General features: G+C 59.1%; 14 protein-coding genes. 4 read left to right on the top strand and 10 right to left on the bottom strand.

What is annotated here, in order from left to right; all coding sequences use genetic code 11:
- Positions 1 to 358 precede the first annotated feature (358 nt).
- From IE111_RS24325 to IE111_RS24295, 7 genes are all read right to left on the bottom strand, one after another.
- A complete protein-coding gene (locus tag IE111_RS24325) occupies positions 359 to 1,003 on the bottom strand; it encodes a class I SAM-dependent methyltransferase (protein WP_189613864.1) in 645 nt (214 codons plus the stop codon).
- A 90-nt stretch (positions 1,004 to 1,093) separates the two neighbouring features.
- Complete coding sequence (locus IE111_RS24320; RefSeq protein WP_189613862.1) at positions 1,094 to 2,044, bottom strand: Gfo/Idh/MocA family protein; 951 nt, start codon at positions 2,042 to 2,044, stop codon at positions 1,094 to 1,096.
- Positions 2,045 to 2,243: 199 nt separating this feature from the next.
- Positions 2,244 to 2,807, bottom strand: coding sequence for a hypothetical protein (locus IE111_RS24315; protein WP_189613860.1), 564 nt, complete (start codon positions 2,805 to 2,807; stop codon positions 2,244 to 2,246).
- A 124-nt stretch (positions 2,808 to 2,931) separates the two neighbouring features.
- Positions 2,932 to 3,402 carry a PspC domain-containing protein gene (locus IE111_RS24310; protein ID WP_189613858.1) on the bottom strand — a complete coding sequence of 157 codons (471 nt, stop codon included), beginning with the start codon at positions 3,400 to 3,402 and terminating at the stop codon, positions 2,932 to 2,934.
- A 15-nt stretch (positions 3,403 to 3,417) separates the two neighbouring features.
- A complete protein-coding gene (gene pspB / locus IE111_RS24305; RefSeq protein WP_189613856.1) occupies positions 3,418 to 3,654 on the bottom strand; it encodes an envelope stress response membrane protein PspB in 237 nt (78 codons plus the stop codon).
- Between the two features lie 70 nt (positions 3,655 to 3,724).
- Positions 3,725 to 4,414 carry a phage shock protein PspA gene (gene pspA, locus IE111_RS24300; protein WP_189613854.1) on the bottom strand — a complete coding sequence of 230 codons (690 nt, stop codon included), beginning with the start codon at positions 4,412 to 4,414 and terminating at the stop codon, positions 3,725 to 3,727.
- Positions 4,415 to 4,448: 34 nt separating this feature from the next.
- Positions 4,449 to 4,610, bottom strand: coding sequence for a hypothetical protein (locus IE111_RS24295; protein ID WP_189613852.1), 162 nt, complete (start codon positions 4,608 to 4,610; stop codon positions 4,449 to 4,451).
- A gap of 637 nt (positions 4,611 to 5,247) precedes the next feature.
- On the opposite strand from IE111_RS24295, the gene pspF reads away from it, so the two are divergent.
- Entirely contained in the window at positions 5,248 to 6,252 is a 1,005-nt protein-coding gene (gene pspF, locus IE111_RS24290) for a phage shock protein operon transcriptional activator (RefSeq protein ID WP_189613850.1), read from the top strand.
- Positions 6,253 to 6,308: 56 nt separating this feature from the next.
- Positions 6,309 to 6,656 carry a hypothetical protein gene (locus tag IE111_RS24285; protein WP_189613847.1) on the top strand — a complete coding sequence of 116 codons (348 nt, stop codon included), beginning with the start codon at positions 6,309 to 6,311 and terminating at the stop codon, positions 6,654 to 6,656.
- A 68-nt stretch (positions 6,657 to 6,724) separates the two neighbouring features.
- Here IE111_RS24285 and glnK (IE111_RS24280) read toward each other — a convergent pair whose 3' ends face one another.
- The 3 genes from glnK (IE111_RS24280) to glnK (IE111_RS24270) form a co-directional block, all read right to left on the bottom strand.
- Positions 6,725 to 7,063 (bottom strand): P-II family nitrogen regulator, encoded by a 339-nt coding sequence (gene glnK, locus IE111_RS24280; protein ID WP_189613845.1) that lies wholly within the window; start codon positions 7,061 to 7,063, stop codon positions 6,725 to 6,727.
- Positions 7,064 to 7,649: 586 nt separating this feature from the next.
- Positions 7,650 to 8,864: an ammonium transporter AmtB gene (amtB, locus tag IE111_RS24275; RefSeq protein ID WP_189613843.1), complete on the bottom strand. Its 1,215-nt coding sequence runs from the start codon at positions 8,862 to 8,864 to the stop codon at positions 7,650 to 7,652.
- A gap of 30 nt (positions 8,865 to 8,894) precedes the next feature.
- On the bottom strand, positions 8,895 to 9,233 hold the full coding sequence (glnK, locus tag IE111_RS24270) for a P-II family nitrogen regulator (RefSeq protein WP_189613841.1): 339 nt from the start codon (positions 9,231 to 9,233) through the stop codon (positions 8,895 to 8,897).
- 338 nt (positions 9,234 to 9,571) lie between these two features.
- Between glnK (IE111_RS24270) and IE111_RS24265 the strand changes: the two genes are divergently transcribed.
- Together IE111_RS24265 and IE111_RS24260 are read left to right on the top strand one after the other, a co-directional pair.
- On the top strand, positions 9,572 to 9,826 hold the full coding sequence (locus tag IE111_RS24265) for an accessory factor UbiK family protein (protein WP_189613839.1): 255 nt from the start codon (positions 9,572 to 9,574) through the stop codon (positions 9,824 to 9,826).
- Between the two features lie 83 nt (positions 9,827 to 9,909).
- Positions 9,910 to 10,512 carry a hypothetical protein gene (locus tag IE111_RS24260; protein ID WP_189613837.1) on the top strand — a complete coding sequence of 201 codons (603 nt, stop codon included), beginning with the start codon at positions 9,910 to 9,912 and terminating at the stop codon, positions 10,510 to 10,512.
- Positions 10,513 to 10,822: the final 310 nt, after the last annotated feature.

Below are 10,822 nucleotides of genomic sequence, written 5' to 3'. Positions count from 1 at the left end.
GCCGGTTTTGTAGCGGCGGGCAGGCACTGGAAAGCTCCTTTTGAATAGCAAGCCGTGATTTTAACCTTAAAGAAGGGATACTTTCACAGCCTCACTGCCCACCAAAAGTGATCGGTGGCGCCATCCCAACCATGGTTGGCGGCCGAGACCGGAGTGCCGGACCACACGGACCGATCCACCCTACGGAACTCGTAGGTCGGATTAGCCGCAGGCGTAATCCGACATTAAAACCCAGGCGATGGCATGCATTTCGGCACGGCAGGATTGTCGGATTACGCCTTCGGCTAATCCGACCTACATTGCCCAGTAATCGATAGTTCAGCCGGTCGTTTAGCTTTCTTGGTGGGCAGTGCCCACCCTACGAATCAGGCTTTTGATCCTGGGCTTTCCTGGCCACAATGAACACACCCTTGCCCTTGGCCGGTTGCCATTGGTGATCGATCTCGAAACCGCTGCGGACCAGGCTATCCACCAGTTGCGATTGGGTAAACACCTGCACTCTGGGCATGAGACCAAAAAAACTCCCCACCGGGCCAATGATCTTGAAATACCCCATGGTGTCGCCCAGGCACGCGGTGCTGGAGACGAAGACACCGCCGGGTTTGAGCATTCTGTGGACGCGCCTGATCGCGTCGTCGGGGTCGTTCAGTAAATGGAGGATGCTCATGCCCAGGACGGCATCGAGCGAGGCATCATCCACCGGGTATTCTTCCAACGCCGATGCGGTGAAACTCAGGTTGTCGCTCGGCTCGGCCGCCGCTTTGCGTTCGGCAATTCCGATCATCTTCGGTGACACATCGATGGCCCGGTAGCGTTTCACATGGGGCGCGTGGTGAAGAGCGGTTGTTCCCGTACCGCAACCGAATTCCAGCACGTCCGAGTCCGGTCGGAGGTAGTCCCGCGTGACCGACAGTTTTTGTTGGTAGGCGGCTTCGTCCGCCACCGGCATGCGGGCATAGCGTTCGGCGAATCGATTCCAGAACTTGACGGAGTAGGACGTCATGATGGGCACCTCCTTAGGCTGAGTTCAGGCTAGCAGTCGAATTGACGACTGCGCAGGTGCCACAAGGCATGTTCGGGTACCCAACTTTCGTCACATCGCCTGAATCCGGTCGATCAGGGTCATCAGCTCAATGGACGCCGACCAGTCGTGTTCGGGACAGCATAATTCACCCGCGTCGACACTGCGGTTCACGGCGGTGAACTCGTAATGCCAGCCTTTGCCGACCACCGGGTAATGACGAACATCCACCGGGCGGTCGCCCCGTTTCCAGTGCGCCACGTGAGGGGCGAAAAACGGTGGCTGAAGCTCGACCCAACCGGCATCGCCACTGATCGTCGCGGACATCGGCTGATGACACGCCAGGCTGTAGCTGACCAAGGCCTGGCGGCCGTCCTCATAGCCCAACACCCAGTCCGCCGACTCGTCCACGCCGGTCGACATCAGTGTCTTTCGGCCGTCGATCGTGGCCGGCACACCGAACAGATCCAACGGCAGCAAGAGTGGATAGAGACCAATGTCCAGCAAGGCGCCGCCGGCCAACTCGGGGTTGTTCAACCGGTGGGCCGGGTCCTTCGGCGACGGGAAGCCGAAGTTCGATGTGCTGTGGCAAATCGACCCCAGACGTCCGTCCCGGGCTTCGGTCAGGATCTGTTGATAGGCCGGGTTGAAGCGGGTCCACAACGCTTCCTGGCAGAAGACGCCCGCTTCCTTGGCGGCATCGTACAGTCGTTTCGCATCTTCCAGCTTGGTGGTGACCGGTTTTTCGACCAGCACCGCCTTGCCGGCCTGAATCGCCAGCATGGCCTGTTCGAAATGCTGGGTATGGGGGCTGGCGATGTACACGATGTCGATGTCGTCCCGGGCCAGCAGGTCCGACAGGTTATCGAAGCGGTGTTCAATATCGTGCTCGTCGGCGAACGTATTGGCTTTGTCGAGCGTGCGGGAATAGACGGCGGTGAATTGGCCGCCTTTACCGTGGTTGGCGTCGGAGACGAAAGCACCGGCCATACCGCCGGTGCCGATGACGGCCCAATTGTTCATGGTTGTTGTCCTTGTTGGTTTGGTTCGAAACGTAGGGCAGAAGAGCCCGAAGGCGACATCTGCCGTCGGTAGAATACATTGGCTATCGAGTAGCCAGTGGCTGGTTATTCTCCCACGGCAGATGTCGCCTGAGGCTCTTCTGCCCTACGGGTTTTACAGTTGCGCCTCAGGCAGATTACGCCCTTCGGGCTCTTCTGCCCTACGGGTTTTGTGGTTGTATTAGCAGTACCGAATTCAGGAAAACTTGCGCTCTTTGTTCGCGTTCTTCGTTTTGTGCCTTGTACAGCACCGAGGTTTTCAGCCAGCGCTCGCCCAGATCATACACCCGATGCCGCTGGATTCGATTCTCGGCATCGATCAGCGCATAGCGCGCGCGCCGGCCGTCGATCGACAGTGGCTCGTAGACGGCTCCGTTCACCTGGTCGCGATCCACGTTCATCATCCGGTTCGCCAGTTCGGCCAGCGGCTGTTCGTGCGTTCCGCTTTGGACCAGAAATTCCATCCGCTTGCGCTTCAGGTGCCAGACCGGGCCGGCTTCACCTTCGCGACGTGTCGGTTCGGCTTCCCATTGGATCTGGACGCCTGTGGGCAATTCAGTCACCACATAGTCCGGCGTTTCCGGCAGGCTTACGCGGGTGGGCCATTGGGTGTAGGAGAAGGTCGCGAGCAGCACTACGACCACCCAGAAGGTGGGACGCTTCAGGGTGTCGCGCCAGGTGGATGAGCGGGGGTCGGATGGATTCGGTGTGGGGTTGTCCGCCAAAGGGGTCTCTCATGGTTCGGAGTTTGACGGGAGTATAACAGTTCCTTGGGGGTCGGTGGTTTCGGGGGTTGTTGGATTACGGCGCGTTGACGCGCCTAATCCAACCTACCGGATCGTGTGGGGGTTAATCCTGGATCTTGGAGAACTCGCGGTCGAGTTCGAAGCGCTTGGAGGTGACGTATTTTTCCATGCGCTCGACCCGGCCCATGACCTCGTCCAGCCGCTCTTTCGCGGTTTTCAGCCGCTCACTCGGTTTCGGCGGGTATCGGAACATGTTCCTCGGCCGGTCACGGTGCAGCGATTCGTCGTATTGGTATTCCTGCTCCACCGGCCCTTTGGGGCGGGGCACCATTAAAAACCAGGCCGCGATGTAGGCGAAGAACGCCAGTGAATTGAAAAACACGAGCCCACCGATGAAGATCAGCCGCGCGACCCAGCGCTCGATGTTGAAATGATCCGCCAGACCGGCGCAGACCCCGGCGACAACGCCGTCGCGCTTGTTGCGAAACAGGTTCATGCCGTAGCCGTTGCGCCGACGCTGCCAGAAATCCTGAGGTTGGCGAGGATCGTGATGTTGGTGATGATGACGACTCATGGTCGACCTCCCGTTTCAGTCTGTGCCGCGCTTCCAGCGAGGATTGCGCTCGTCCAGTATGGATTCCAGCGCTTCTACCCGGTCCGCCATGTTGTCGAGCGTGCGCAGCAGGTCGTCCAGTGTCGCCTGGTCCTCCTGCGTCAGACCGGAATTCAAGCGCCCCTTGTGCCGATAGTGCATGGTCAGCCAGATCGGCAGCACCACCACCATGAACAAAATGGTCGGCACAAACAGGTATTCAAAAAAGTTCATTGTCAGTCAGCTCCTTGTGAGGTCCGGTCGGGTTCCCATTTAAAGCCCGGGCCGCCCGACCGTCAAACACTTACTCCGCCTTGTCGGAGCCTTTCTTACCGCCCATATCGGCCTTCAAGCGTTCCAACTCGGCGTTGATGGAATCGTCCTGGGCCAGGCTGTCGATCTCGTCCGCCAACTGATGCTTTCCCTCGCGTCCGAGATCCATGGCCTCGACCTCGCTTTCCATATTGTCCATGCGACGCTCGTAATGCTCGAACTTCTCGAACGCATCCTGCAGCGTTTCACGGTGCAACTGACGCTTCGCCTTCATCCGGCTGCTGACCGTCTTGTGACGCATCACCAGACTCTTCTGTTTCGCCTTCGCATCGTTCAGCTTCTGCTGCAACTGACTGATCTCCTCCGACAACTGAGCCAGGTGATCGTCCAGCGCCTTGAACTCCTGATCGATGATCGCCTCTTCCTCAGCCAGCGACTGCTTCTCCGCCAACGCCGCCCGGGCCAGATCCTCACGGCCCTTTTCCAGCGCCAACCGCGCCTTGCTCTCCCACTCCTCGGACTCCGAACGCACCCGCTCCAAACGGCGCTGCGCCTCCTTCTTATCCGCGATCACCCGCGCCGAACTGCTGCGCACCTCCACCAGCGTCTCTTCCATCTCCTGAATGATCAGACGGATCATCTTCTGCGGATCCTCCGCGCGATCGAGCAGCGAATTCAGGTTGCTGTTGATGATGTCGGTCAATCGAGAAAAAATTCCCATGGCATAGCTCCTCATTCAATCCGTAGGGTGCCGCTCAGCGCGACAACCGAAAAAACCAGTGATTCAGCCCTTCAAACACCAGGGCCACCAGACCAAAGGTCACCAATCCCGCCCACAACTGCGTAATCGCGGCCAGGGCACTGCTGATGGTGATCATGCCCATATAGACCGGTGTCCGTTCACTCAGATGGATCATTGTTCTCTCCCTTCATATAGCCTGGAGGCTGATGTTTTTCACATATCAGGAAGCGTGCCAAAACGGTAACTGTTTGATTTTTAAAGAAAAAGTGATTTTGTGACTTTCTGGCACTATCCGCATTTAGCAAAACCCGCTAAATTGTTTGGCCAGATTAACTACATTGATATGCGGCCAATGAGTTCCGTGGGTTGGATCGGTCCGACACATCGGTAGCCGAAGGCGTAATCCAACAGATTCATCGTTGGCTCGGGTTGGATGTTGGATTACGCGCTCACGCGCTAATCCAACCTACGAAACTGAACTCTGTATGCTGTAGTTGCTTGGCACAGGCTGGTGGGCAGTGCCCACCCTACTCGACTCGGTCGGTTATTTGGGGCTCCCAAGCCTAGGCGGGTTGATCATGTTGGATTACGCCTATGGCTACCGGAGCGCCGGCCGATCCAACCTACAAAATTAAATTGCATAGTCAGATTAACCACTTGTAAATGAGGCTGCTGATTCGAGCGGAGGGGGCCTGGGATGCCTGGCCGGGGATATCTGAGGCATGGATGCCGAAGCTAAGCCTACATGGATGTATTCACGGCGGCCCCGGCCAGGTGTCGCAGGCCCCCTTCGCGGATTCCCGGCAAATAATATGACAGAACGAAGCCCCCAAAGGATAATCGGCGAAAGCCCGGCGCTGTCGGACCTGCTCGACCAGGTCTCCCAGGTCGCCCCACTGAACCGCCCCGTCCTCGTCATCGGCGAACGCGGCACCGGCAAGGAACTCGTCGCCGAGCGCCTGCACTACCTGTCGCAACGCTGGGAACAACCCTTCCTCAAGATCAACTGCGGCGCCATCAGCGAATCCCTGCTCGACGCCGACCTCTTCGGCTACGAACCCGGCGCCTTCACCGGCGCCAACCGCATCCACAAAGGCCGCTTCGAACGGGCCCACGAAGGCACCCTCTTCCTCGACGAAGTCGGCAACATGAGCCAGGCGCTGCAGGAAAAACTCCTGCGCATCATCGAATACGGCGAATTCGAACGCCTCGGCGGGCAGAAAACCCTCACCGTCGATGTCCGCATCATCGCCGCCACTAACGAACACCTGCCCGCCCTGGCCCAACAGGGCAAATTCCGGCTCGACCTGCTCGACCGGCTCGCCTTCGACGTCCTCACCCTGCCCCCGCTACGAGTCCGCCAGGGTGATGTCCGCCTGCTGGCCGAACAATTCGGCATTCAGATGAGCACCGAACTCGGCTGGAGCATGTTCCCCGGTTTCACCGAACAAGCCATGGACGAACTGCTCCAGCACCCCTTCCACGGCAATGTCCGGGAACTGAAAAACGCCATCGAGCGCAGCGTCTATCGCTGGGGCCTGGAAGACGAACCCATCGACGACCTGGTGCTCGACCCCTTCGACTCGCCCTGGCAACCCCGTTCGGACAGAGGCTCCGGTAGGCACCACATCGATCCGTCACTGGGGTTCGGTGAACAGGTAGCGCGGCTGGAAGTTCAGCTGTTGCAACAGGCGCTGGACCGCCACGACCAGCACCAGGGCAAAGCGGCGGACGCACTGGGGCTCACCTACCACCAATTCCGCAGTCAGTTGCGCAAGCATGGCCTGATTGGACAGGGGCGACCAAAGTCGGATTGAGGCGGCGCGGAAACCGGTTAGTCTGAACCGGTACACTCAGCCGTGAGATGACCGTCATGAACCCGAACCTGCAACGCATTGCCATCGCCGCGGTCGCCATGGTCATGGTCGCCCAATTCGCCGCCCGGGTGGCCCAGTCGCCCACCCAGTTACTGATCGCACTTGGCATGACCGGCCTGATCCTCGGCGGCCTGTTCCGCACCGGGCATCGACACCTGATCACCGGCTACGCGATCGGGCTGATCGTCACCATGGTGTTCGAATTCATCACCATCGGGCCCATCATCCAACTGACCGGCCCGATTTACGTGGCCGGCTATCTGTTCGCGGCCGCCGCCGGCCTGACGGCTCGATTCGTACGTTCGCAACTACCGGCCTACTGGGCCAACCGAAAAACGGCCTAACACTCAGTTACTACCCATAAAAAAAGGGCGCCGAGGGCGCCCTTTTTTTGCTCCGGTGAACGTTATCGTCACACCGCGTCTTCGCCGGTCTCACCGGTACGGATCCGGATCACCTGCTCCAGCGAGGAGACGAAAATCTTGCCGTCACCGATCTTGCCGGTGTTGGCGGATTTGGAGATCGCCTCGATCACCGGTTCGACCTTGCTGTCGTCGATGGCGATTTCGAGTTTGATCTTGGGCAGAAAATCGACCACGTACTCCGCACCGCGATACAACTCGGTATGGCCTTTCTGACGGCCGAAGCCTTTGACTTCGGTAACGGTAATCCCTTGAACGCCGACTTCCGACAGCGATTCCCGCACGTCGTCGAGCTTGAAGGGTTTAATGATGGCGGTCACGAGTTTCATGGCGGCTCCCTAGCGAATAGCAACAATAACGGGGTTTGAGAGCAAGCATAACGCAGGGATCGAGGGCGTCAAAGCGAAACGACTGTTCCAGGTCAAGGAACAAAGCAAAGGATGCCGGCGTTCCGCCGGCCAGTTGGCTAGGTTGAGTTTGGTGCCAATAACCCGCACCGGTTACCAGGGACTCCCATTCAGGGTCTCCGTAAACCCGTCCATGGGGGCTTGACCTCGGCATCCATGCCTCGCACATCCCTGAATGGGAGTCCCCGGCACCCGTTGCTAGCCTATTGAGCGCTTAACCACGGACCGGGCTAACGGAGCAGTCAATGACTCTGTAGTCCCTTTCAAAGCATACCCCGCCCCCGCAACCAGAATTTAATGGCACCGCAGACCAGCAGCGGATGCCCGGGATGCTCACCTGAGGATATCCGAGGCATGGATGCCGAGGCTAAGCCCCCATGGATGGGTTCACGGCGGCCTCAGGGGAGCATCCCGGGTAACCGATGCGGGTTAAAGCCATCGTATTACAGTTACAGAAAAAAGGGGCCGAATGGCCCCTTTTTTGTACAGTGGTTTGGTGGTTCAAACCTTATTTGGACATGGTGAATTCCGGGTAGGCGTCCATACCGCATTCGGCTAGGTCCACGCCTTCGTATTCTTCCTCTTCGCTGACACGGATACCCATGACCGCCTTCAGAATCGCCCAGACGATGAAGGATGCACCGAAGACCCAGACGAAGATGGTCAGCGCGCCGACGATTTGGCCGAAGAAGGTCGCACCGTCGTTGGTGATCGGCACCAGCAGCAGACCCAGCAGACCGACCACACCGTGCACCGAAATGGCACCGACCGGATCGTCGATCTTCAGCTTGTCCAGAGTCACGATGCTGAACACCACCAGGATGCCGCCGATCGCGCCGAAGACGGTCGCCAGGAACGGCGTCGGGGTGGACGGTTCGGCGGTGATGGCCACCAGGCCGGCCAGGGCGCCGTTCAGGGCCATGGTCAGGTCCGCTTTCTTGAACCAGAGGCGGGCCAGGATCAGGGCGGCAACCGCACCGGCTGCGGCAGCAGCGTTGGTGTTCAGAAAGACGATGGCGACGGCGTTGGACGACTCGGCGTCGGCCACTTTCAGCACGGAACCGCCGTTGAAGCCGAACCAGCCCATCCACAGGATGAAGGTACCCAGGGTCGCCAGCGGCAGATTGGCACCGGGAATGGCGTTGATCTGGCCTTTCGGGCCGTATTTGCCTTTACGCGGGCCGAGCAGCAGGACACCGGCGAGAGCGGCGGAGGCGCCGGCCATGTGTACGATGCCCGACCCGGCGAAGTCGCTGAAGCCCAGGTCGCCCAGGACGTACATGCCGAAGACGGCGTCGCCGTTCCAGGTCCAGGAGCCTTCCATCGGGTAGATGAAGCCGGTCATGACGACGGCGAAGACCAGGAAGGCCCACAGCTTCATCCGCTCGGCCACAGCACCGGAGACGATGGACATGGCGGTAGCGACGAAGACCACCTGGAAGAAGAAGTCGGAAGACGGAGCATAGTAGCCGTCACCGATGCCCATGATGCCGTTCAGGAACATCCCGCCGTCGTACATGATGGCGTAACCGCACACCAGGTACATGATGCAGGAAATCGCATAGAGCGCGACGTTCTTGGTCAGAATCTCGGTCGTGTTCTTGGCGCGCACCAGGCCGGATTCGAGCATGGCGAAACCGGCGGCCATCCACATGACCAGGGCGCCGCAAATCAGAAAGTAGAAGGTATCGAGCGCGTATTGTACTTGGGTCAGTTCGTTCATGGATCTGTCTCTCCCGTTAATCCGTTCGGCTTAAATCGCGTCGTCGCCGGTCTCGCCGGTGCGGATGCGGATCGCCTGTTCCAGCGGGGTCACGAAGATTTTGCCGTCACCGATCTTGCCGGTGTTGGCGGCTTTGGAAACGGCCTCGATGGCCCGGTCCAGCAGGTCGTCGGAGACACCGACTTCCACTTTGACCTTGGGTAGAAAATCGACCACGTACTCCGCACCCCGGTAGAGTTCGGTATGGCCTTTCTGGCGACCGAAGCCTTTCACTTCGGTCACGGTGATGCCCTGCACGCCGATTTCAGACAGCGCTTCGCGGACGTCGTCCAGCTTGAAGGGCTTGATGATGGCTGATACGAGTTTCATGTCGTTCGCTCCTTTCCGTTGCACCGTGGGCTGAGCCAACAGCGCCGGCCCGAGGGGGATCGCCTATCGCGGCCAGTGCCACCGGTAATCACCCGAGTTACAATGTCCAACGCAACGGTTGGCTGCGCTTGGAATCATCTGTAGTGCAGACATTGCGAAGGGCGTGCCAACTCAATTTTTCCTTTAAAATCAAGAAGATACAGTTCGAACGCTGTCACAAAACGAAAGAGTGCGCACCATGGCGGGGCGTTGCACAATATCTGTGCGCTGTCAGTGCACACTCTTTGCCCAGCTGTGAAACCGTCACCGCGCAACCCTTAACCGGAGCCCGAATCACCATGAAATTACCCGAAGACATCCTCGACCAAATAAGCCGTCAGGCGTCCGATCTGTTCAATCAGGGCCAGAAAGCGCGCGACGACGTACGCCAGAACATGCGCAGCCTGATCCAGGCCCAGCTCAGCAAACTGGACGTCGTCAGCCGCGAGGAATTCGAAGCCCAGCAGGCCGTGCTGCAACGCACCCGCACCCAACTGGAGCAACTCGAAGAACAGTTGAAGGAGTTGGAGAACCGACTCGACGAATCGAAGTGACTTTTACCACTGTCCCGAGGCCGTACAGGGACTAAGATGAACGCCGATTCATCCTCTTTTTGAAGGCAATGGAGATCTGCATCATGTCAGTGCCCGTTCACTCAAAACGCTTCACCCCACTTATCGCCATGCTCGCCACCCTGACCCTGGCCAGCGTTCCGGCCCTGGCCAAGGATGCCCTGATCGACATGGATAACGCCCGCTCAGGCGGTTTCGGCGGCCCGGTCGTCAAATACGGGGACATCAACGGTGACAGCGCCGCCATGATCGGCGGCGAAGGCGCCGGCACCTTCACCTCCGGCGATCACTCCCTGCTTATCGGCGGCGCCGGGTTCGGCCTGGTCAATGAACTGGACTGGGACACCGACCAGAAACTGGAGATGGGCTACGGCGGCCTGATGCTCGGCTACACCCACAAGCCGGACAGTGTGGTTCATGTCGAATCCAAACTGCTGCTCGGCGCCGGCGGCGTCTCCATCATCGACACAGCCGGTACCGACGACGACAGCGGCAGCTTCATGGTCACCGAGCTGACCATCAGCGGCGAAGTGAACGTGACGGATTTCCTCGAGATCGGATTGGGCGGCGCCTATCGCCTGACCAGCGAACCGGGGATAGACGGCCTGTCGGCCAGCGATATATCCGGCGCCAGCATCGTCGTCAGCTTCCAGTTCGGGCAGATTTAATCCCACCCGAGGTTTTCCGGCGTTCCGCCGGCAGGGTGGCTGGGTAGCTTACTGTGGTAATAACCCGCACCGGGAGGCGGCCTCCCGGTGCTAGTGAATGGTGACTCCAGTCTAGTAGGGTGGGCACCGCCCACCGGCCTGTGACAAGCAACCACAGCACGCAAACTTCTGCCGATAAGGCAATTCGGAGCCAACGGAACCTTCCATGGTGGGCAGTGAGGCTGTGAAAGTATCCCTTCTTTAAGGTTAAAATCACGGCTTGCTATTCAAAAGGAGCTTTCCAGTGCCTGCCCGCCGCTACAAAACCGGC

Source organism: Saccharospirillum salsuginis (genome assembly GCF_014651855.1).
Classification (GTDB): Bacteria; Pseudomonadota; Gammaproteobacteria; order Pseudomonadales; family Natronospirillaceae; genus Saccharospirillum; species Saccharospirillum salsuginis.
Note: the sequence above shows the minus strand (reverse complement) of the source record. Positions and strands in the feature narration are given on the sequence as shown.